Source organism: Daeguia caeni (assembly GCF_042653845.1).
Classification (GTDB): Bacteria; Pseudomonadota; Alphaproteobacteria; order Rhizobiales; family Rhizobiaceae; genus Brucella; species Brucella caeni.
In genome coordinates, this window is sequence record NZ_JBHSEL010000117.1 from 1 (window position 1) to 21,152 (window position 21,152).

The following is a 21,152-nucleotide window of genomic DNA, read 5'->3' on the forward strand; positions in this document are numbered from 1 at the left end:
ATAATCGCGGCGGAAATCCACTTAACGAAACGCCCGATACTGTTCAGACAAACCGAACCACCTCTATCTGACCAGTTTGCCCTCCAGGCAAATTGCGAAAGGGCGTTTTCGGCTTGTGGGTCGTGACGCTCTTTCAATTATGGGCCCACCTCTTTCCGGCTTTTTTCAAGCAATTTTCCCGCTTGCCATTCACCGCTAAAGCAGTTCCAGGAAAGTGGGCCCGGTTTTCCGTCAGGAACTACGAAAAAACATGTCAGCGCAATCAGCGTTGCCGTGAAGATCTGCATTGCTTCAGACAGCACCACTGATGAGACGGCTGTGATCAGGCGCGAAATATCATGAAGCAGCGGCAATAGGGCTCAATCTGGCCACTTTCGGTGCGCGCAACAGAGACAGATCACCTGCCACAATCCCTATCTGACGCCGTGATGGCATCGCATCCAGAAGAATGGTTTACCCTGGAGCATTTCCACGTTTTTCTGAATCGGCATGGCTTTCCAAACAGTTTTGTATGATTCATTGATGGTGATTGGCTGGAGCCGGCCTCCCGTGACCGCCCCCCCTATCGAATGATCTTCACGCGCGCACTGCTGCGGCCGTTTCGATTGCGAAAGCGTTCGTTGCGTCGCAACATGGTTAAAAATTGCCGCTTTTTCATTGCAAGCCATTTGGCAGACTGTCCGTATCACATGCCGCATCAGCCATCAGTCACTTGATGCAAGATATGATACCGTTCCCGCGATAACAGCGGTTGCGATCGTTTTCAACGGGTCATAGAGACAGAGACATTTCACCGGTGACAACTGCGTTTCAGGACATGCAGGATCCGGAAATCCACCACAGCCATGCGAAGAGCTGGCTGTTGCGCAGATGGAACGATTGCATTTCATGTCCATCTGAAATCAAGACTATCATTCATCACAAGCTCTCCTTCGGCCAGACACGGAAGCGAACAGAACATCCAATAAAGACAATTGATTAAGCAGATCCCGAACCTATTCCTTCGCCCGTGACATGGCTGTTGCACCCTGCCCGCCTGCTGCCCCCCTTGTCACCGGATGAAAACAGGTTTTGCGTTTTGCCGCTTCTGTCGTTCCTTCACCTATGACTACGGCCCAGAAACCTGAATTTTCCTTCATCCCATATAGGCCTTGATCAATTCCTGTTTAAGGATTTTTTCAATTGCCCCTGCCAATAGTCATGCTAAAAAATGACGTTTACGGAAACGTCAATTCGGGAGGATATAATGACACTGCCGGCCATTCTGAAGGACAAGCTGCGTTTGCCTGTTGTAAGCGCGCCCATGTTCATCATTTCCAATCCTGCTTTGGTGATTGCACAATGCAAGGCAGGTATTGTCGGCTCTTTTCCCGCCCTCAATGCGCGCCCGGAATCACAGCTTGATGAATGGCTTGCCGAAATCACAGAAACGCTCGCCGCGCATAATGCGGCCAATCCCGACCGGCCCGCCGCTCCCTTTGCCGTCAACCAGATCGTTCACAGATCCAATCAAAGACTTGAACATGATCTTGGCCTTTGCGTGAAATATAAGGTGCCGATCGTTATTTCCTCGCTCGGCGCGGTGCCAGAGGTCAATGCAGCGATTCATTCTTATGGTGGCATCGTTCTGCATGACGTGATCAATAATCGGCACGCCAATTCCGCCATTCGCAAGGGCGCGGATGGGCTGATTGCCGTTGCAGCCGGCGCCGGAGGTCATGCAGGGACATTATCGCCCTTTGCCCTTATTCAGGAAATTCGTGAATGGTTTGATGGCCCGCTTCTGTTATCGGGCGCCATTGCCAATGGCCGATCGATTCTTGCCGCACAGGCAATGGGTGCGGATCTCGCCTATATTGGCTCACCCTTTATCGCCACGACGGAGGCGCGCGCCGTTGATGAATACAAGCAGATGATTGTCGACTCATCTTCCGCCGATATTGTCTACACCAGTTATTTCACCGGCGTTTCCGGTAATTATCTCAAGCCATCCATTGTCAAGGCCGGCCTGGATCCGGACAATCTGCCACAAGCCGGCCCATCCAAGATGGATTTCAGCAAGACACAACAGGAAGGCAGCAAAGCCTGGAAAGATATCTGGGGCTGTGGTCAAGGCATCGGCGCCATTCATGAAATTGTCCCAACCGAAACTCTCGTCAGCCGCCTTGAACGTGAATATAACGCGGCCCGAAAGGCGCTTTGCTCGGCAGGCTGATATATTGAAATAAAAATCAATGCGTTACTGCGTCTGGCAATGTGGCTTTCAATCTCCCGCCACCAACCTGCCCGGCGCAGGTGCCAATTCAGGATGGAAAACATGCCAAACCTGTTTCTGACTGAAACAAACACGCAAATTCTGTGAATTGGGCCTTGCTTTCCTGTTCTGATTTGGTTATCAGCGCTGCGTTCGGTTCGTTCACCGAGGCCCGTGCCAGATTGGTTTTCTGATTTTAGTCATGGGTTTTGCACGGACAGCATACCGGGCCGCTTTAGCTCAGTTGGTAGAGCACATCATTCGTAATGATGGGGTCGCGTGTTCGAGTCACGCAAGCGGCACCATAAAAAATAAAACATTTAGCGCTTGATAAACCGCCGACTATAATCTTACTCACCACATGCCCCACGTGAGCAAGATTGCCATTCATGAAACCAGCCCCAGATTTTAAGTGTTTTGTCGTATAATGATGCGATCCCAACAATAATTGCCAGAACGGTTATCGCGAGCCATTTCACGACATTCCCATGGTGCCCACGGCCGCATGGAACTTGATGGCATCGCTCCCAGATAATCGATATCGCCCTCGTCCATATTCGAAAGAAAATCTTTCGTCCGCTCGGGAAGCCCGACCAGTGTTAACTGTTGACGCTTCCTTGTCATTGGCGTCATGCCTTCCGTCCACAGTGCGTTGCACCTTATCACTGTGAGAAAGCATCGTGGATACTTCCCGATCTGTCATAAGGCCAGGCGGCAGGCGAATGGCGCATGGGTGCCGGCACTAAACAGAATGAGCCTTGCGAGTTTGCGCATGCAAAGAGTGCGCAGGGAATGGCTACAGTGATCACCTTGATCATTTCGACAACCTTTCCCGGTTCGTCTCTGCATCTCGACCTGCAACGTCTCAGCCTGCAACCGCTGCGTCAATTTCGTCGACAACGGATCTTGCAGCCGGGCTTTTATCGTTCTGCGCGCCTTTTCAGCGCCCTTGTCCTCCACCCGGCCATTGATGTACAGGCCGAGCGCACCACGATGACTGGCAGATATATGATGCCATTCACGATGGCGCTCATGATGGCATCGGCTGCACCGTCATCCAGCCAGCCGCCGAGCTATAGCATAGCACCGGCAGAGAAGCCCATTCCTGCGCCAGACGCCTGCCAAATTCTGCACGGCTGATCTTTCCGGACATGTAATCCTCGTAGCCGCACCGCTTCAGCAAATGGAACGCAAGCCGATCTTGTAAGCGGCATCGCATACCTGAAGTCTTCACAAGCCAAGCTCCTGCGACAAGTCGCGCAACGTTGCGCACATGAACTGGTATCGGCCCGGATCTGAATCTTGAAACGCTTGGTAAAGGAGGCCTGCGTGGCGACAGGTTCGCCAATGCTCATCCTGGAGATCGACATGGGCAACCTGTTCTGATTGTTGCCACAGGCCCGTCATAACCGAGCGGTGCGTCGATATCACCAATGAAATCGAGAAGCTTGTGGCTCCTGCCAGGGCGATCTTGTCCATGAACTTGCCTTCCGCCAAATGAAAAAGCCACCCTGCAGGACGATTTGAGATTTTCATTTAAGAGATGAAAGACTGAGGGGGCTTGCAGTTGATACCCGCTCAAAACAGTTGTCTGCGCACACGGTAAAAGTGTATTATAATAAAAATCAAGTTGGGTCGCTGTGCAAAAAAATCTTGTTGTGCAGGCATTAAGGGGAATTGCTGCAATATCTGTCGTGATTTTTCACGCCAGCTTGCTGCTAGATGACCTGTCTGCCGATGCCAGACTATCGATTTTCGGCCCGCTCGCTCCACTGGGCGTTGATATATTCTTTCTGATAAGCGGCTACATAATAGCAGCATCTGCAAGTCGATACCCAAACGGAGGAATTTCAGCAGGCTCATTCCTGATGAAGCGCCTAATTCGCATCTGGCCACCTTACGCGATTGCCACTGCCATTTTCTGCGCGGCATACGCATTAAAAAACGGCACGGCACCAGTCGTCCCAGAACTAATTCGGAGTCTTGCATTCATCCAACTGTCTAGCGAACCACCTTATTATGGGTTCGCATCGCTAGTTGTCGGCTGGACACTGAATTATGAAATGTTCTTCTATGTTGTGATTGCGCTCGTACTGCTGTTGCCGCGCTGGCGATGGCAGGCCGCGCTTGCAATCTTCCTCACAACATTGGTGCTGATCCCATTGATGATACAGCACAGCCTTTCTCCCTACGAACTAATAGACGCCGGACGCACCGATGCAAACGCCTATGTGATCACCAACCCATTGTGCTGGCTATTCGCACTTGGCGCGCTCGTCTATTTCATCGAACAGCATGGATATTCTCTGCGCTCGAAAGCAGCGACCGTGCTTTTTGCATCAACCTCGATCTGCTTTGCGATCTACTGCTACCTTTCGCCCGGCATGAATGGTCATGGCCTCACTGGCATGGGTATGGCGATTTTGCCGCTATTTGCTGTCGCAGTACTGTCGCGAAGGCAGTTTGAACGACATGTGCCCCGGTGGCTGGTTTATTTTGGCGACATATCGTTCTCGGTATACCTCACACACATCATAGTGCTAAGTATCGCAAAAGCGGCGTTCGCACCGTTCGGCGTTACAGGATTATGGTTGATGGCGAGCGCTATAGTCGCTTCTCTCACTGCTGGCGCGTTCTACTATTCCTTTATCGAACGCCCTTTGACACGGTGGCTATCGTCTCGCGCTACCGGGACAGCGGCTGACAGAGTGGCGGCGATCAGATAAGCGATGGCGGCAAAGCAGCGCCAGGAAAATGGGGACTGAGCCCGGTGGTTTCACAACGGCCGGGCTTTTCCATATGTCAGGCTGGTCCGTCTGTGACTGGTCTTCCGTCAAAAGACAAAATTGCCAGTGCACTGCTGGACGGTGATGATCCAGTTTGATAAGATTTCAGCAGTAAAGGTTTTCTCGCATGAACAGATTTGATCTTCCCCGTACGTCAGAAGCCGTCTTACGCTATCTTGATGGCGACTATGAAATCGTCAAGCATGGCTCCTTTGTCCGCTGCGCGGTTACTGGCGTAGAAATTCCACTGGATGAGCTGAAATATTGGAGCGTCGCGCGTCAGGAAGCCTATGCAAACGGCCTGATTTCCTTCGAGCGCGAGCTGGAGCTTAATCCGGAACTGCGCAGCCGCAAAAAGGGCTGAAGCAATCTTCAGCCTTGCTGGCGCCTGTCGAACCGTTCAATGGTCGAATCGATGATCATTCCCGCGGCATCACTGCGGTCGAATTGCAGTTCCACATCAAGAACGGCAATTTTCTCCAGAAATGCCTTCTCAATGTCTGGCATCGTGGCAAGGCGCACCTGATCCTTGGCCGTTGTGATCAGGCCAAGCTGCTTTTTCTCAGCCATGTCCCCGAGAAGTCGCACTTCATCCGCACTATAGGGATGATGATCCGGGAAACTGCACATTTCGATCACTTTGCCGCCTGCTTCCCTCACACTTGCATAAAACTTGTCCGGATTGCCAATGCCAGCAAAGGCAAGAAAGCATTGGCCTGCCACTTGCCGGTCATATGATGGCTGAAGATGGGCATGGAAAACCGGACGGGCCGCGCGTGCTGCCTGCCGCACGACAAAATCAGCCGCATCGCCCCTGCCGATGACGAGCAAGGCATCGGTCCTGCCCATCTGTTCGGGAAATGGTGCGCGCAATGGCCCGGCCGGAATGACGCATCCATTGCCAATGCCACGCGATGCATCCACCACAAGAAGCGCATAATCCGCATATAGGCGCGCGCTCTGAAAACCATCATCCATGATGATGAAATTGCTGCCCAGTTCGATCAGGCGCTCTGCCGCCCTGAAACGTTCGGCCGACAGGGCAACCGGCGCATGTTGTGCCAAAAGCAGAGGCTCGTCCCCGACAAGACTGGCAGGATCATGATCGGGGTCAACCAGATGCAGGCCCTTGTAAGAACCGCCATAGCCGCGCGAAACAATGGCCGGCTTCAGCCCCTTTGCCCTGGCTGCCCTTGCAAGCGCGATGGCCGTTGGCGTCTTGCCGGCTCCGCCCACGGTATAATTGCCGATGCAAAGAACGGGGGCTGCGACTTTCGGCGGCACGGCTGCCAGCATTCTGTGGCGGGCAACCGCACCATAGATCCAGGACAAGGGCGCAAGCACACAGGTTCGCCAGTCCGGCTTTTCCCACCAGAAGAGTGGCGCCTTACCCGCCATGCTGGTAACCACCCAAGGATGCAGACATGGGCACAGCATTCTGTTCCGACAACTGTGCCTTCAGAATCAGGGGCTGGATAAAGGGTTCCAGTGCTGACAAGGTGCGATCCAATGCGCCGCGCATATCATTCACCGTATTGGCGCCCGCGGAAATCATGGCGCGCAGATGCTGCGGATTGGAATAGAGAAAATTGATTGCCCCTGCCAGCATGTTGCGATCCTTCACGATGCGCGCGCCGCCATTCTTGATCAGACGCTGGAAGGATTCGCGGAAATTCTGCACATGGGCACCGGTCAGAATGGCCGCTCCCATCATCGCCGGTTCAAGCGGATTATGTCCGCCCTGCGTTGTCAGCGAATTGCCGATAAAGACAATCTCGGTCAGTTGCAGATAAAGCGCCATTTCGCCAATCGTATCGCCCAGCAAGACATTCGTGTCATGCGTAATGGCATCACCACGGCTGCGTGCTGCAACCTGCAGCCCCTTGGCCGTCAGCATGGCTTCGATATCGGCCGCTCGTTCCGGATGTCGCGGCACGATAATGCTGAGCAGCTGCGGATAGCGCGTGGACAGCAGATGGTGCACTTCAGCAGCGATCTCCTCCTCACCCTCATGGGTGGATATGGCAGCCCATGTACGCCTGCCTGCAATCTGACGCTGCAGATTGCCCAATTCATTGAGATCCACCTGCGGCAGATGCGTATCCACCTTCAGATTACCGGAAACCGTGACCGGACGGGCACCAAGCGCGCGAAACCGGTCGCCATCAAGCTCCGACTGAGCAACGACATGGGCAAAATTTTCAAACACGGCCTCTGCCAGTGCGGAATGCTTGTTCCATGTCGTAAAGGAACGGTCCGACATGCGCGCATTGACCAGAACCTGTGGTATATGGCGGCTGGCCAGGGCCTGCACGGTTGCCGGCCAGATTTCGGATTCACAGCCGATCATCAGGTCCGGCTTCCAGTGGTCGAGAAATCTGGTTACCGCCGGCAGGAGATCAAGCGGCGCATATTGATGAATGACCTGCCCGCTCAGCCGGTCAGCCACCACTTTGGCAGATGTCACCGTGCCCGTGGTCAGAACAATATTGATACCCGTTCCGGCAAGATGCGTGAGCAGTGGTGCAATGGCTATTGTTTCGCCAACGCTTGCCGCATGTGCCCAGATGACCGGCCCTTGCGGACGATCACAGGTCGTCTTGCCGTAACGCTCGCATTTGCGCTGGCGATCTTCCTTGCCGCGTCTGGCACGCAGCCAGAGATAGGACCCCATGAATGGATAAGCGGCAGAACCGAGCATCCGGTAGGCAGACAGCAGATTGCGTGCCCAGCGTTCACTCATTTCGCTTTTCCCAATGCCGCATAGGCACGCTCGGTGGCATCATTCAATTGGCGTGTCAGTTCCATGCGCTTTCCCTCCAACTCCGCTTCGTCGGCATCCGGACTGACCCAGACAGGCTCACCACACATGATGACCGACCGACCGAATGGTAGCGGGATTGTTGTCCTGTCCCACGTTTTTTCCAAGACGTAGTTACGCGAATATGCCAGCGCAACCGGCAAGATCGGGCGCCCACTCAACTTAGCCAGAAGAATAATGCCTTCACCCGATTCGCGCGCCTTGCCGTGCGCTATATCGGCGATCATGGCAACCGAACGCCCGGCTTTCAAGGCATTCTTGAGCTGCAGCAGCGCACGCGCACCGCCTTTTGCTGGCTCTGTACGCGCGCGACGACCGCCCGAACCACGTACGATATGAAGGCCAAGCTTCTCGGCAACACGCGCATTCATCTCGGCATCGGCACTGCGGGAAAACATGCCCACAATGTCCATGTCATCCGAACGCATCATGGGCGTCATGAGATGCTGGCCATGCCAGAAGGTCAGAATGACCGGATGGAAATTCGGAAATACCGCCTCGGGACGAACCGAATTTTTCAGGCGCGGACTGGTGGCATCAACCAGTCGCATATAAGCGACGATGAGCTGGACCAGGGCCGTTTTCACGACTTCGGAACGCGCCAGCGGTTCACGAATCCTGCGCCACAGCCGGCGGGCAATGCCGTCTTTTCTGGATTTCCTGGCCGAACGTGCCGGTATTTCCTGATTTTCCATGCGCGGCAGACAGGCTCAACCGTTGTTGGATGCAGAGCCTTCCGGCTCAAGCAGGCGATGCAGATGCACGATGAAATAGCGCATATGCGCATTGTCAACGGTCTGCTGGGCCTTGGCCTTCCAGGCAACCTTGGCCTGTTCGTAGTTCGGATAAATACCAACGATGTCGAGCTTCTCCAGATCACGGAATTCCGTTCCACCAAGGTTGGTCAGCTCTCCACCGAAGACAAGATGAAGCAACTGTTTCTGATTTTCGCCTTCTACAGCCATCACAATATCCTTTGATCACAAAGAGGAAGCGGCATGATTAGCTCAACGGTTCGCCCGCGACAACACTCAACATCTCATCCAAAAGGCGACCGCTGGCAGCAACGAGCGAACCATGCCGCCAAGTGGGCAAGCCATAGATGATCGGCTTTGCCGCACTGGTCAGAATGGCTCCGCCCGACTCGGCCAGAATGAGATCCGCCGCGGCCAGATCCCAATCATGAGAATTTGGCCGAACAAAGGTGCCGGAAAGATCACCGCGCGCAACCATCGCGATGCGATAGGCAAGCGAGGGAATATAGGGATGAAGATACACCCTGCCCTGCCAGATGCGCTCCCAGTTTGGCAAGCCGTGGCGCGCCGAGGCAATTGTCACGGACTGTTCCGGCACCGGCAATCTGGTGTGGATTGCCTCACCATTCTGCCAGGCCCCCTTGCCGCTGCGCGCCGAGATCACCTCGTCGCGCGCCGGGCATTGCAGGACACCAGCAATCGGCCGGCCATCCTCCACAATGGCAAGACTGACACACCATGTATCCTCGCCGTGAAGATAAGCGCGTGTTCCGTCAATGGGATCAATCACAAAGGCACGCCGGCGCTGTTCCGGTGCGCGTTCGTCCCTGGTCTCTTCCGAAATCCAGCCATAATCCGGCCGCGCCTGCAGCAATTCGTTCCGCAGGAAGCGATCAACCGCAAAATCCGCCTCGCTGACCGGCGAATTGCCTTCCTTCATCCAGACTTCCGGTGACTGCCGAAAATAGCGCATGGCAATGCGGCCCGCCTCTTCGGCAGCCGCAAGCAACAGGGCCAGTTCCCTGGCGTCATCGGTACCTCTGTCAGCTTCCTGCAAGGGTCATGCCTTCGATCATGAGTGTCGGTGCAGCCATGCCAAAATTCCGGTCAATATCATTGGCCGGGGTCATGTTGAGGAACATATCCTTCAGGTTGGATGCGATTGTCACCTCGCTGACCGGATAGGCAAGCGCGCCATTTTCGATCCAGAAGCCGGATGCGCCGCGGCTATATTGACCGGTGACCATATCCACGCCCTGGCCGAATACTTCCGTGACGTAAAACCCGCTCGATAATGAACCAATCAGATCTTCAGGCGTTTGCGTGCCCGGTTCAATTGCGAAATTGGTTGAAGCCGGCGTGACGACCGAACCGGAACGCACTCCGCGGCCATTGGTGACAAGCCCAAGCTCGCGCGCGCTGGAGCCGGACAACAGCCAGTGACGCAACACGCCATCTTCTATCATGGTAAGCGGCTGACCCTCAATGCCCTCGCCATCAAAAGGCCGCGAGGCAGAACCGCGTATGCGCAATGGATTGTCGGTCACATTCACGCCGGCTTTCAGGATCTGCCTGTCCATGCTGTCGCGCAGGAAGCTTGTCTTGCGCGCAACTGCCGCCCCATTGATCGCGCTTGCAAGATGTGCGGCCACGCCACGCGCCAGACGCGGATCATAAATCACCGTCACCGGCCCGGTCTTTGCCTGCCTTGCCCCAAGACGCCGAACTGCACGCTCGCCTGCGCGCCTGCCAATGGCTTCCGGCGTATCGAGATCGGCAAAATGCAGCCGTGAACTGAAGTCATAGTCGCGCTCCATTGCCGTGCCCTGCCCGGCAATGGCCGAGACAGAACGGCCAAATCGCGTAGCGGCATAATGACCGGCAAAGCCGGTTGATGTGACCAGCACCATGCCGCCCATGCTCGCCGAGGCGCTTGCGCCGCCGGAATTGGTCACTCCCTTTACGGCAAGGGCTGCCGCTTCCGTTGCCAGGGCATCCTCGGTCAGGCGCTCGGCACTGACCACGGTCGGATCATAAAGATCAAGATCACGCGGCGTTTTCACCAGCATGGCCGGATCGGCCAGTTGTTCAAAAGCGTCTTCCGGCGCAACCCTGGCCATGGCAACAGCGCGCTCGGCAAGACGAACGGGATCAGCACTGGCATTGGCCGAAACACTGGCAATCCTGCGCCCGACAAAGACGCGCAGGGCAAAGTCGTCACTCTCCGATGATTCGCTTCCTTCAACCTTGCCAAGCCGCACAGACACGCTGAGCGAGCGTGCGCGCATGACCACGGCATCCGCCTGATCTGCTCCTGCCCGCCTTGCCGCCTCGATGAGTTCTGCTGCCCGATCGATAAGTTTTTGCGCCGAATTATCTGAAATCATTCGTAAATCCAGACTTCCTGACTCTGCCGGCCTGCACCGGAAGCCTCCAATTATGGCCAACACGACTGCTCGGCCCAAAAAAAACGTCAAATCGTTCCGTCCAAGGCTGATTACAGCCACATCTTGTTTCTATATTGTTGAAACTGCGGGGCTTCAAGGCGGCGCGTCCAGAGATTCCATTTTGTTCATTTTGCATATTCCGAGACAGCGGCATGGTCACAACGGGTGGTAGCCTTTATCTGCAATCATTGATGATATTGGGTGGTGCAATTATTGCAGCGCCATTGTTCAAGCGTCTGGGCTGGGAACAATCCTTGGCTATCTTTTTACGGGCGTCATCATCGGCCCGGTTGCCCGCCTGATTGCCGATGGTGAAGACTTCCTGCATTTTTCAGAGCTTGGCGTTGTCTTTCTGCTTTTTGTCATCGGACTGGAGCTGAAACCCTCCCGCCTGTGGTCACTGCGTCATGCAATCTTTGGCCTTGGCACCGCACAGGTCGTCGTCAGTGGTGCAGCACTGGCAGCCATTGCCCATTATCTGGTTGAACTTTCGGTTGGCGCCTCGATCATCATTGGCTTTGGCCTTGCCCTGTCCTCAACAGCCTTTGCCATGCAGGTTCTGGAGGATCGCGCCGAGACCAACCAGCGCCATGGCCAAAGGGCCTTTGCCATCCTGCTCTTTCAGGATCTCGCCATCGTGCCGATCCTTGCCATCATACCGGCGCTTTCGCCCAATGAGCCTTCGCAGGCAAGCGCCGGTTTTCATCTTGCCACGGCAGTTGTCTCGATCATCGCGCTGATCATTGCCGGTCGCTATCTGCTCAATCCGATGTTCCGCATCATCGCCAATACCGGTGCGCGCGAAGTCATGATTGCGGCCGCGCTGTTCGTGGTGCTGGGCTCTGCAAGCCTGCTGGAACATGCTGGCCTTTCCATGGCCATGGGGGCTTTCATTGCCGGCGTGCTGCTTGCGGAATCGTCCTATCGCCATGAGCTCGAAGCCGATATCGAGCCCTTCCGCGGCATTTTCCTCGGCCTGTTTTTTGTCGCTGTCGGGCTTTCGCTCAACCTCACCGTCATCCTGCAATATTGGCAGACCATCCTTCTGGCCGTACCTGTCTTCATGGCAACGAAAATTGCCATTCTTTATGTGCTCTGCCGGCTGTTTCGCTCCAACCACAATGATGCTGTACGCATTGCCTTTCTGCTGCCGCAGGGCGGCGAGTTTGCCTTCGTCCTGTTTTCGGCCGCGGCAGACGCAGCCGTGATTTCCTCCGCCCTTGGCTCTGAACTCATTGCCGCCGTCACCGTCTCCATGGCGCTCACCCCGTTCATGGTGATGATCGGCAACAAGCTGATGCTCAAGGGCACGGACACCGACACGATGGAGGAAAATTTTGAAGGGGCGGGATCAGACGTCCTCATGATCGGCTTTTCCCGTTATGGTCAGATCTCCGCCCAGATGATGCTTGCAGGCGGCGTTGACGTGACGGTGATTGACAGTTCGCCCAACCGGGTGCGGGCGGCAGAAAAATTCGGCTTTCGCATTTATTATGGCGATGGAACGCGCAAGGACGTGCTGGAGGCCGCCGGCATTCGCAAGGCCAAGCTTGTGGCCATCTGCACGCACAACAAGGAAACCACCAACCGGATCGTCAATCTGATCCAGTCTGAATATCCGGATGCGCGCCTGTTCGTGCGCTCCTATGATCGCGAGCATACATTGCAGCTGCGCGCGCAGGGCGTGGAATATGAACTGCGCGAAACCTTCGAATCCGGCCTGCTCTTTGGCCAGAAGACACTTGAGGCGCTCGGCATATCCGAGGCCAATGCCGCAGCCATCAAGGCCGATGTTCGCCAGCGCGATGAAGACCGGCTGCACATGCAGGCCGCCGAAGGCATCATGGCAGGCGGTCATCTCCTGTTCAACAAACCCGTCACGCCGGAACCGCTGCTCAAGCCGACGCGCGAGGGCCAGCTTATTGACGTCAGGACAGAAGACGACGGGCAAACGCCGCCTGACGTGATGGAGAACAGGATACAGGCAGCCGAATGATCAGCCGCTTGCCTGATCGAGACAGGTCTGTCTTTCAAAGGCCGCCACGGCCTGATCGATCTTGCGTTTCAGATCATCGCGAACCGCCGCACTCTGGGCCAAAATCTGTTCGAACTTCAGGAAATCGAGCAGGCCAATGCCCGCAACATCAGGCCGCACGAAAACATGCGGCGGACGCTGGCGGAACTTGTTCTGGATGATCGCCATCATGGTGAGCTGATTGGCGCCCAGAATCGCCTCATAGGTCGAAGGCATGGCGTCATCATCACCACTTGGGCCTCCCACCACATCCACACCGATCACAATATCGGCCTTGTCGAACAGAAGATCAAACGGTACCGGATTGAACAGCCCGCCATCCACCAGAATGCGCCCATCCCGCACGACCGGCGCAAATACCGGTGGAATGGCGCAGGAAGCGGCAATTGCCGAACGCAGATCACCTTGCTGGAAATGCACTTCCTCCGCCGCATGATAATCCACCGCGACAATGCTCATGGGCGTTTTCAGTTCTTCGATCCTGTCTGGCAAATCATCCGGCAAAAAGGCCGCCAGCACTTTTTCAATATTGAACTGGCTGACGCGCAAACCGCCTTTCAGCAATTGCGACCAGCCGCCTGGCCGGGCCTTCCAGATACGCTTGGCAACTTCTGCACGGTTTTTGAAAATGCCAGCCGTATAATCGCGCAAGGTACGGCCCTCCATGCCATTGGCAAGGCCGGTGCCGATAATCGCGCCAATGGATGATCCAGCAATCGCCACCGGCTTGATATCCAAGTCGTCAAGCGTTTCCACAATATGCAGATGCGCAATACCGCGCGCGCCACCGCCACCAAAGGCAACAGCAAAACGCGGTGATGACGAATTGCAATTCACGCTCTTGCTACCCCTGTTGATCACCATAAATCAGAATTGCGGGCTTTGCCCCCAACAGCTTCCTGGCAACCGCCTTAACCTGATCCAATGTCACAGCATCAATCATTTCTGCCCGGCGATCAATATAGTCGCGCGGCAGCTTTTCCTGCTGCAAGCCGACCAGCGTTTCGGCCACCTGCCCGGATGACACCAGATTATTCACGGCATAGGAGCCTTTGAGATAGCTTTTTGCGGCAGCAAGTTCTTCCTCGGTCGGGCCATTGGCCGCCATGGCAGCAACCTGCTCGCGAATGACATTCAGGCTTTCCTGTGCCTTGTCCGGGCGCGTTGCCGTGGAAATGATGAGATAGGAAGCATGATCCTGCAAGGCAATACTGGACGAGACAGTATAGGCCAAACCGCGCTTTTCACGCACCTCCTCATAAAGACGGGAGGAAAAACCGACGCCCAGAATCTGGTTCATCAGATAGGCGGCGAAAAAGTCAGGATCGTTGCGGCGCAGTGCCGGATAGACAAAGTTGATCACCGTCTGCGGCAGCTCAAAATTGAGGCTGGTCGTGGTGCCAAAGGCCAGTGTGGCGTCAGCAACAGGTTTCAGATCGGCCTCTTCCGGCAGGTCGCCGAAAATCTTGTCCAGCATCGCCCCCAGCTCTTCTGCATTGATGGCACCAACTGCACCAATGGTCAGATTATCGCGGGCGAAATTCTTGCGATGAAAATCAACAAGGTCATCCCTGGTGATTGTCTGCAGCGACTTGATCGTGCCTTCTCCCTCGCGCGCATAGGGATGATCACCAAAGAGCACGGAGGAAAACTTGCGCGAGGCAATCGTCGATGGATCGTTTTCAGAGGCCTCGATGCCGGCAATGACCTGCTGGCGGATGCGGTCGATCGGTTCCTGATCAAAACGCGGCTTGTTGACGGCAAGGGCAATCAGTGACGTCACCGCGTCACGATTTTCCGCCAGCATGCGTACACCGCCATTGATGGAATCCGGCGAAGCGGAAAAGAACATCTCGCCGCCCAGATCGTCGATGCGCTCATGAAACGTATCGGAATCAAGATCGCCCGCCCCCTCATCGAACAGGCCGGTCATCAGATTGGCAAGCCCCTCCTTGCCGGCCGGGTCCTGCGACGTGCCGCCCTTGAAGGAAAAGCGTAAGGTAACGAGCGGAATGGAATGATCCTCAACCAGCCAGGCGCGAATGCCCTTTGGCGAGACCACTTCCTGAATTTCGATCGCATGGGCAGGCAGGCTTGCCGCAATCAGCAGGCAAAGACCAGAAAGCAGGCATGCCGTGCGTGCCACCAGAGATGCAACCAGCCCGGACGGACAACAGGTCAGATGGTCATTCCTCATTGAACCGCACCTCCGGTTTCGTTCAGCGTCGGGCCGCTCGCTGGCCCATCCGGATTTTCACGCGCCGTTTCCGGCCTTGTTCCGGGCGGCAGCAGATAGCTTGTGACAGACTGCTCATCGACCAGATAGCGTCTGGCCACATCCCTGACCTGATCGACGGTAACGGCCTTGATCCGCGCTGGCCAGTTTTGCAGATCCTCGATCGTCTGGCCGGTGGACAGCGTCGCGCCATAGATGCGTGCCATACCGGTCTGGCTGTCGCGGGCAAAGATCATCGACTTGAGAAAACGGTTGCGCGCCTGATCAAGCTCTACCTGTGTCACACCCTCCCTGATGATGCGTTGAATTTCCGCGGCAACAGCCTGTTCGAGATCATTGAGTGTCGCTCCGCCGCGTGGTGAGCCATAGACAGAGAAGGTTCCGTCATCCAGCGCGGTACTGTCATAGCTGGCGCCCGCGCTTGCCGCGATGCCCTTCCTGACCACCAGTTCATGATAAAGACGCGAACGCAGCGAGCCGCCGAGAATTCCCGCCAGCAGATCAAGTGCTGCCGCATCGCCTTCCTTCGCCCCCGGCGCCCGTTTTTCATTGGAATAGGATGGGACGACCCAGGTCACGCGGAAGGATGGTGTGCTGACACGCGGATCATGCAGGGTCACGACGCGCGCAGCCTGCTTTGCCGGCTCCTGTGGGCGATCACGCGGTGCAACATCCGCCCGCCTTGGCACTTTCGCCCATGTCTTCATGACGAGATCGCGCACATGTTCCGGCGTGACATCGCCGGCAATCACCAGAGTGGCATTGTTTGGCGTGTAATATTGCTCATAGAAATCGAGCGCATCCTTGAGGCTCAGCTTTTCCATTTCCTGCCGCCAACCCAGTACCGGCTTGCGATAGGGATGGTTATAGAAAAGCACCGCATCGGTATTTTCCATCAGCATGGCGGCGGGATTACTGTCCACGCGCATGCGCCGTTCTTCCAGAATGACATCGCGCTCGGTCTTGACCATGTCCTCTGTCAGGACCAGATTGGTCATGCGATCGGATTCGAATTCCATCACCATTTCCAGCGCATCCGGGGAGACTGTCTGGAAATAGGCCGTATAGTCATCTGATGTGAACGCATTTTCCTGCCCGCCAATCGCATTGATCCGGGCAGAGAATTCGCCTGCTGGATGATTTTTCGTACCCTTGAACATCAGATGCTCAAGAAAATGGGCAATCCCCGAAACGCCGGGTTTTTCATCTGCCGAGCCGACATGATACCAGATCATCTGCGTGACGACGGGGGCACGGTGATCTGGAATGACAACGACCTCAAGCCCGTTATCAAGCGTAAATCGGCTGGCATGCTGATAGGAGATGATTTCGGGCAGGGCAGTTTGCACCACCTCTGTCGTGGCCTGCCCGCTTTTTGCCGGATCAACGGGCGCAGGCCCTTCCGCCCATGCCGGCGCTAACGGCAATGACAAGATGAGTGCAAGCGTGGATGAGTACAACAAACGCCGGAGTGAGGGGTTTCGCACCAAACGACATCTCCATTCAAAATGAAAGTGCTGATGATGCACTTTCCAGCAGCGTTTCAAAGCGCAGTCCGCAATTGGATAAGCCTCAGCCTTGTACCGCCATATTGACGCTCTTCAACAACAACAAATTGTTCATCAAGCTCCACATGTGCGGCGGCATCTTCTTCCAATACCAGAACTGTGTCTGGATTAAGCCAGCCGCCCTGCAAGGCAGATAAAAATGCCTTTTCCCCCAACTGCTGGCCATAGGGCGGATCAGCAAAGACAAGGTCAAACGGTTCCATCGTGCCAATCATGCCAAGCGTGGTCGCATCACGGCGCAGGATTTTCGTATGCCCCTGCAGACCAAAGGCCTCGATATTCTGCCGCAACAGCCCCCTGCCTTCAGCCGATTCCTCGACAAAGACCGCATAACGCGCGCCGCGCGACAGGGCCTCTATGCCAAGCGCACCGGTGCCCGCAAACAGATCAAGCACACGCAAGCCCTCAAACCGCACACCCATGCCATGCGCAAGAATATTGAACAGGCTTTCGCGCGTCCGGTCTGTCGTCGGCCGGATGGCATTGGAGGATGGTGTTGCAAGAGCGCGTCCGCGAAACTTACCGCCTACGATCCGCACCGCTTCCTCCCGGACGAGCTGGTTTGCCGCCGCGTGGCTTGTTGCCATTTGGCTTGCCCTTGCCTGTCTTGCCGCCCGAAGGCTTGCCACCGGACGGGCGAGTCTTGTCGGGCTTGCCGCCGGCAAAGCGGCCTTCACCGGCCCTGCCTGCGCCAGAGCGCAAATCTGCGCGCTCGCGCTTGCCCGGACGTCGCTCGGCGCGTTTTTCCTTGCCGTCCTGTTCACCTGCCCGTTCATCAAGGCGGCGCGGACGGATCTTCATGTCCGCGCTCAGTCGGGCTGCACGATGCGGTTCTTGATGTTCAACCCGCGCAGTCGTTCTGGTTGCCGTCTTGGCGCTTGCCTTTTCAGTCTTCGGGCGCGCACCCGGCGCCATCCAGACATTCGCACTGCCGCGGCGGCGTGGCTCTGGCTGCTCTGACCTTACCGCACGCGGACGGCGGTGTTCAGGCGTGCTCGAAATCCATTCGCGTTCCTTGCGTGGACGTTCACCTGCCGTTTCGGAGAGTTCACGCGCCGTACGCCCTTTGACAGGCGCATTGGAAAAGGCATGCAGAACCGGCGCATCAAAATCCGCCCCCGATTCTTCAATCAGCCGTTCACCCAGCTGATCGCGCAGCGTCCGCCCCTTGATTTCACGCACAGCGCCCTCTTCCAGATCGCCAAGCTGGAACGGGCCATAGGAGACGCGGATCAGGCGGTTGACCGCGAGACCAAGCGCTCCAAGAATATTCTTGACCTCGCGATTCTTGCCTTCGCGCAGGCCAATGGAAATCCAAACATTCGCGCCCTGAACACGTTCGAGCTCTGCCTCGACGCTGCCATAGAACACGCCATCGACGGCAATGCCGTGCTTCAGCTCATCCAGCTGTTGCTGTGTCACCTTGCCATGCGCGCGCACGCGATAGCGGCGTAGCCAGCCGGTTGACGGCAGTTCAAGAACACGCGCCAGACCGCCATCATTGGTGAGCAGCAGCAGACCCTCCGTATTGATGTCAAGCCGACCCACAGACATGACGCGCGGCATATCGGACGGCAGCGCATCAAAAACCGTCGGACGACCTTCCGGGTCACGCGTCGTCGTTACCAGTCCGGCAGGCTTATGATAGAGCCAGAGGCGGGTACGTTCTGCCTGCGGCAGCGGCTTGCCATCCACGGTGATGATATCGGTGCGCCTGACATTGACTGCCGGGCTTTCCAGCACCTTGCCATTGACCGCAATGCGGCCGGCCGCGATCATCGTCTCTGCCTCACGCCGTGAGGCAATGCCTGCGCGCGCCAGACGCTTGGCTACGCGTTCCGTGCCCTCATCATCCGCAGACGGCACACGCTGTGTCTTGCGTGCAGGGCGTGCGCCTTTCCTGTCCGTGCTTTCGCCACGTGGTGCATCGCCTCGTGCACCAGCCGGACGGCCCTTGCGTCCAATAGGACGCTTGCCGCCTTCATTATTGTCTTCAGTTGTCATCCGGTTGGCCTTTCAGCAGCGCCAGCGCTTCACCGCGATCATGGCTGGAATACAGGCCGATAGGGGAGCGCCATTCAATTCCGTTCGCAAATCGTTTTCGATTTCGGGAATTATGCAGTAACAAATCACTCCATGCCTTGCGAGTGAAATTTCCGCAAGAATGATGAATTGGAGTGCAAATGGAAAAAGCTGGCAGTCTGAAAAGCCGCAAAAGGCTGCAGCCGATGGAAATGGCGCTGCAGGAAGCGCGTCTGGCGGCCGATCGTGGCGAAGTGCCAATCGGTGCGGTACTTGTGCGCGAAGGCGAAATCATCGCCCGCGCCGGTAATCGCACGCGCGAACTGAATGATGTGACCGCGCACGCGGAAATGCTGGCAATCCGGCAGGCAGGCAGCCTGCTGGGGTCAGAACGGCTGGTTGACTGCGATCTCTATGTGACGCTGGAGCCATGCGCCATGTGTGCGGCGGCCATTTCATTCGCCCGCATTCGCAGGCTTTATTATGCCGCATCCGATCCCAAGGGAGGCGGCGTGGAACATGGCGGACGGTTCTATACCCAGCCCACCTGTCATCATGTCCCCGAAATCTATACCGGCCTCGCGGAAAGCGAAGCCGGCGCCATTCTCAGGGATTTCTTCCGTGCAAAGCGTGACGCCGGATAATCGGGCAACCACCTTGCCGTGATGCATGGTTTACCCCAATCAGACCGCCTGGCGCGGTCCAGCCATATAGCGCAGCGTATTGTCGCGCAGGACAAAATGATGAATCAGCGCCATGGCAACATGGCCCACCACCAGCACAAGCAGAACCCAGCCCATGAACCCATGCCAGTTGCCAACCAGGGCAAGTTCCGAGTTTTTCATGCCCGTCTGGCCAAAGATCTGAATACCCAGGAATGAAAAGCCACGGTCATTGGCATAATTGCGCAGCAGCGCAACAAATGGCACCGCCAGCATCAGACCATAGATCAGAAGATGGACAAGCGTCGCCAGCATGCCGGTCACGCCCTCAAGCTGCGGGCGGCGGCTGAGATTGGCAAAGCCCCAGATGGAACGCAGAATGGCCAGAACAAGAATGGCAAAACCAAGCTGGAAATGGGCAGACCAGAACAGCTTGTAGACAGCAGTATCCTTCGCCACGGCACGCAGGATGACCGAGGCAAATTGCCAGAACAACATCAGCGCCATCACCCAATGGAATGCACGGCTGACGGAACCAAAAGAGGTTGGACTGTCCCAGATCGTGCTTTTGTCACGCATTGATTCGTCAAACTCCACAAATCACCAACCAGTTGTTCCTACGAAGCAATTCAGACCCATGGAACGCTGAATCGCCCTGACATGTTGTTTTCACGGTTCCGGACGGAAAACCGGGGGGCGATTTTCCTGAAACTGCTTGATATAAATCATATCGCGATGGATATTTCATGACTGCAATACAATGAACAAGTTAAATAAATAGAAAACGGCTGCGAATGCATTCGCAGCCGTTTACGCGAAACCAAAAGGTCTGATCAGTTCCAGGGCAGGTAATCGCGCCAGCTGCCCTTCTTGCCGGCGGCTTTCTTGCGGGCACGTTCCTTGACGGCTTCATCCTCTCCCAGTTCGCCCACAGGAGCCGTTGCAGCCGGCTGACGATAGGCCAATGGCGGCTCGCTCAGATAACGCCGGGTTGTCGATGAACCGCGCAACTGTTCCTCACGCGCCTTTTTCAGGGCCGCGATCCGCTCCGGATCGGTCTTGGGCAAATGCGATTCATGGTCTGCCATACGGCTGTTGCCACCCGGCAGGACGCCATATTTCTGGCCCGGCACTTCATCCTGCTCGACCGGCGAAACATAGCCATTCTTGTCACGATTTGCGGTAATTTCATCCCGCAAACGCTTGCGGCGTTCTTCCGGCGATTCCGGCCAGTTGCCATTTTCGCTCGAGGCAACCTTTTCCTGTGGCGGCGGCAAGGTGGCAACCTGACCGCGCTGATCCGGCGAAGGGCGCACAAGTTCCGGACGCGGCTTGTAATCGATGGCCGCCTTCTTCTTGCCCTGACCAAAGGTGGCCATATTGGACACATCGTCCAGGAGCTGGGCACCAGCCGACTTGTCTGTACCATAGGTCGGTGATGACACGCAGCCCGAAAGCGATAGCCCCGCTACGGCCGTCATCAAAACCAGAACGCGTCCCTCAATCTTCATAAGCGCCACTTCTTTTATGCCTGTCGGCCTTCAACAAAACGAGTTTTTACTCCGC

The 21,152-nt window shown here is 56.1% G+C and carries 18 protein-coding genes, 1 tRNA gene and 2 pseudogenes; 7 read left to right on the forward strand and 14 right to left on the reverse strand.

Translation table 11 applies throughout. The annotated features are described in order from the left end of the window. Positions 1–1,246 precede the first annotated feature (1,246 nt). From ACFO1V_RS11850 to ACFO1V_RS11860, 3 genes are all read left to right on the forward strand, one after another. Positions 1,247–2,215: an NAD(P)H-dependent flavin oxidoreductase gene (locus ACFO1V_RS11850; protein ID WP_374833586.1), complete on the forward strand. Its 969-nt coding sequence runs from the start codon at positions 1,247–1,249 to the stop codon at positions 2,213–2,215. 268 nt (positions 2,216–2,483) lie between these two features. Then, positions 2,484–2,559: transfer RNA gene (locus tag ACFO1V_RS11855), tRNA-Thr, on the forward strand. A gap of 424 nt (positions 2,560–2,983) precedes the next feature. Continuing rightward, positions 2,984–3,394 carry a hypothetical protein gene (locus ACFO1V_RS11860; RefSeq protein ID WP_374833584.1) on the forward strand — a complete coding sequence of 137 codons (411 nt, stop codon included), beginning with the start codon at positions 2,984–2,986 and terminating at the stop codon, positions 3,392–3,394. Positions 3,395–3,484: 90 nt separating this feature from the next. Here ACFO1V_RS11860 and ACFO1V_RS11865 read toward each other — a convergent pair whose 3' ends face one another. Then, positions 3,485–3,733, reverse strand: coding sequence for a hypothetical protein (locus ACFO1V_RS11865; RefSeq protein ID WP_374833582.1), 249 nt, complete (start codon positions 3,731–3,733; stop codon positions 3,485–3,487). A gap of 161 nt (positions 3,734–3,894) precedes the next feature. Between ACFO1V_RS11865 and ACFO1V_RS11870 the strand changes: the two genes are divergently transcribed. Together ACFO1V_RS11870 and ACFO1V_RS11875 are read left to right on the forward strand one after the other, a co-directional pair. Beyond that, the gene (locus ACFO1V_RS11870; protein WP_374833580.1) at positions 3,895–4,980 is read left to right on the forward strand and encodes an acyltransferase family protein; all 1,086 of its coding nucleotides are present in this window, start codon (positions 3,895–3,897) and stop codon (positions 4,978–4,980) included. A gap of 187 nt (positions 4,981–5,167) precedes the next feature. Next, positions 5,168–5,404, forward strand: coding sequence for a DUF2093 domain-containing protein (locus tag ACFO1V_RS11875; RefSeq protein ID WP_374833578.1), 237 nt, complete (start codon positions 5,168–5,170; stop codon positions 5,402–5,404). An 8-nt stretch (positions 5,405–5,412) separates the two neighbouring features. Here the strand turns inward: ACFO1V_RS11875 and lpxK are convergent, their stop codons facing one another. From lpxK to ACFO1V_RS11905, 6 genes are read right to left on the reverse strand one after another with little or no spacing between them, the layout of a single operon-like run. Beyond that, a complete protein-coding gene (lpxK, locus tag ACFO1V_RS11880; protein ID WP_374833576.1) occupies positions 5,413–6,438 on the reverse strand; it encodes a tetraacyldisaccharide 4'-kinase in 1,026 nt (341 codons plus the stop codon). Further along, a complete protein-coding gene (gene waaA, locus ACFO1V_RS11885) occupies positions 6,428–7,783 on the reverse strand; it encodes a lipid IV(A) 3-deoxy-D-manno-octulosonic acid transferase (RefSeq protein ID WP_374833574.1) in 1,356 nt (451 codons plus the stop codon). Before waaA ends, lpxK begins: the two co-directional genes overlap by 11 nt. Further along, positions 7,780–8,556, reverse strand: coding sequence for a lysophospholipid acyltransferase family protein (locus ACFO1V_RS11890; RefSeq protein WP_374833572.1), 777 nt, complete (start codon positions 8,554–8,556; stop codon positions 7,780–7,782). Before ACFO1V_RS11890 ends, waaA begins: the two co-directional genes overlap by 4 nt. Positions 8,557–8,571: 15 nt before the next feature. Beyond that, on the reverse strand, positions 8,572–8,826 hold the full coding sequence (locus ACFO1V_RS11895; protein WP_374833570.1) for a DUF4170 domain-containing protein: 255 nt from the start codon (positions 8,824–8,826) through the stop codon (positions 8,572–8,574). Positions 8,827–8,863: 37 nt separating this feature from the next. After that, a complete protein-coding gene (locus tag ACFO1V_RS11900; protein ID WP_374833568.1) occupies positions 8,864–9,673 on the reverse strand; it encodes a 3'(2'),5'-bisphosphate nucleotidase CysQ in 810 nt (269 codons plus the stop codon). Then, entirely contained in the window at positions 9,660–11,003 is a 1,344-nt protein-coding gene (locus ACFO1V_RS11905) for a TldD/PmbA family protein (RefSeq protein ID WP_374833566.1), read from the reverse strand. The genes ACFO1V_RS11900 and ACFO1V_RS11905 overlap by 14 nt, the downstream gene beginning before the upstream one ends. A 212-nt stretch (positions 11,004–11,215) precedes the next feature. On the opposite strand from ACFO1V_RS11905, the pseudogene ACFO1V_RS11910 reads away from it, so the two are divergent. Then, positions 11,216–13,059, forward strand: a pseudogene (locus ACFO1V_RS11910) (monovalent cation:proton antiporter-2 (CPA2) family protein). Here the strand turns inward: ACFO1V_RS11910 and ACFO1V_RS11915 are convergent. From ACFO1V_RS11915 to ACFO1V_RS11935, 5 genes and pseudogenes are all read right to left on the reverse strand, one after another. Further along, entirely contained in the window at positions 13,060–13,935 is an 876-nt protein-coding gene (locus tag ACFO1V_RS11915) for a patatin-like phospholipase family protein (RefSeq protein WP_374833564.1), read from the reverse strand. It abuts the pseudogene before it with no gap. A 7-nt stretch (positions 13,936–13,942) separates the two neighbouring features. Beyond that, on the reverse strand, positions 13,943–15,295 hold the full coding sequence (locus ACFO1V_RS11920) for a M16 family metallopeptidase (RefSeq protein WP_374833562.1): 1,353 nt from the start codon (positions 15,293–15,295) through the stop codon (positions 13,943–13,945). Further along, entirely contained in the window at positions 15,292–16,821 is a 1,530-nt protein-coding gene (locus ACFO1V_RS11925) for a M16 family metallopeptidase (protein ID WP_374833592.1), read from the reverse strand. Before ACFO1V_RS11925 ends, ACFO1V_RS11920 begins: the two co-directional genes overlap by 4 nt. A 56-nt stretch (positions 16,822–16,877) precedes the next feature. After that, a complete protein-coding gene (gene rsmD / locus ACFO1V_RS11930) occupies positions 16,878–17,441 on the reverse strand; it encodes a 16S rRNA (guanine(966)-N(2))-methyltransferase RsmD (RefSeq protein ID WP_374833560.1) in 564 nt (187 codons plus the stop codon). Continuing rightward, positions 17,422–18,948: pseudogene (locus tag ACFO1V_RS11935) on the reverse strand (pseudouridine synthase). Before ACFO1V_RS11935 ends, rsmD begins: the two are co-directional and overlap by 20 nt. Before the next feature lie 137 nt (positions 18,949–19,085). On the opposite strand from ACFO1V_RS11935, the gene ACFO1V_RS11940 reads away from it, so the two are divergent. Beyond that, positions 19,086–19,568: a nucleoside deaminase gene (locus ACFO1V_RS11940; protein ID WP_374833558.1), complete on the forward strand. Its 483-nt coding sequence runs from the start codon at positions 19,086–19,088 to the stop codon at positions 19,566–19,568. Between the two features lie 39 nt (positions 19,569–19,607). On the opposite strand, the gene ACFO1V_RS11945 is transcribed toward ACFO1V_RS11940, so the two are convergent. Continuing rightward, a complete protein-coding gene (locus ACFO1V_RS11945) occupies positions 19,608–20,165 on the reverse strand; it encodes a cytochrome b (RefSeq protein ID WP_374833556.1) in 558 nt (185 codons plus the stop codon). Between the two features lie 254 nt (positions 20,166–20,419). After that, on the reverse strand, positions 20,420–21,097 hold the full coding sequence (locus ACFO1V_RS11950) for a hypothetical protein (RefSeq protein WP_374833590.1): 678 nt from the start codon (positions 21,095–21,097) through the stop codon (positions 20,420–20,422). Positions 21,098–21,152: the final 55 nt, after the last annotated feature.

What these genes read in the sequence shown, in the direction of transcription:
- ACFO1V_RS11850 (WP_374833586.1), top strand. Translation starts at nt 1,247, where the DNA reads ATGACACTGCCGGCCATTCTGAAGGACAAGCTGCGTTTGCCTGTTGTA.
- ACFO1V_RS11860 (WP_374833584.1), top strand. Translation starts at nt 2,984, where the DNA reads ATGGGTGCCGGCACTAAACAGAATGAGCCTTGCGAGTTTGCGCATGCA.
- ACFO1V_RS11865 (WP_374833582.1), bottom strand. Translation starts at nt 3,733, where the DNA reads ATGGACAAGATCGCCCTGGCAGGAGCCACAAGCTTCTCGATTTCATTG.
- ACFO1V_RS11875 (WP_374833578.1), top strand. Translation starts at nt 5,168, where the DNA reads ATGAACAGATTTGATCTTCCCCGTACGTCAGAAGCCGTCTTACGCTAT.
- lpxK (WP_374833576.1), bottom strand. Translation starts at nt 6,438, where the DNA reads ATGGCGGGTAAGGCGCCACTCTTCTGGTGGGAAAAGCCGGACTGGCGA.
- waaA (WP_374833574.1), bottom strand. Translation starts at nt 7,783, where the DNA reads ATGAGTGAACGCTGGGCACGCAATCTGCTGTCTGCCTACCGGATGCTC.
- ACFO1V_RS11890 (WP_374833572.1), bottom strand. Translation starts at nt 8,556, where the DNA reads ATGGAAAATCAGGAAATACCGGCACGTTCGGCCAGGAAATCCAGAAAA.
- ACFO1V_RS11895 (WP_374833570.1), bottom strand. Translation starts at nt 8,826, where the DNA reads ATGGCTGTAGAAGGCGAAAATCAGAAACAGTTGCTTCATCTTGTCTTC.
- ACFO1V_RS11905 (WP_374833566.1), bottom strand. Translation starts at nt 11,003, where the DNA reads ATGATTTCAGATAATTCGGCGCAAAAACTTATCGATCGGGCAGCAGAA.
- ACFO1V_RS11920 (WP_374833562.1), bottom strand. Translation starts at nt 15,295, where the DNA reads ATGAGGAATGACCATCTGACCTGTTGTCCGTCCGGGCTGGTTGCATCT.
- ACFO1V_RS11940 (WP_374833558.1), top strand. Translation starts at nt 19,086, where the DNA reads ATGGAAAAAGCTGGCAGTCTGAAAAGCCGCAAAAGGCTGCAGCCGATG.
- ACFO1V_RS11945 (WP_374833556.1), bottom strand. Translation starts at nt 20,165, where the DNA reads ATGCGTGACAAAAGCACGATCTGGGACAGTCCAACCTCTTTTGGTTCC.
- ACFO1V_RS11950 (WP_374833590.1), bottom strand. Translation starts at nt 21,097, where the DNA reads ATGAAGATTGAGGGACGCGTTCTGGTTTTGATGACGGCCGTAGCGGGG.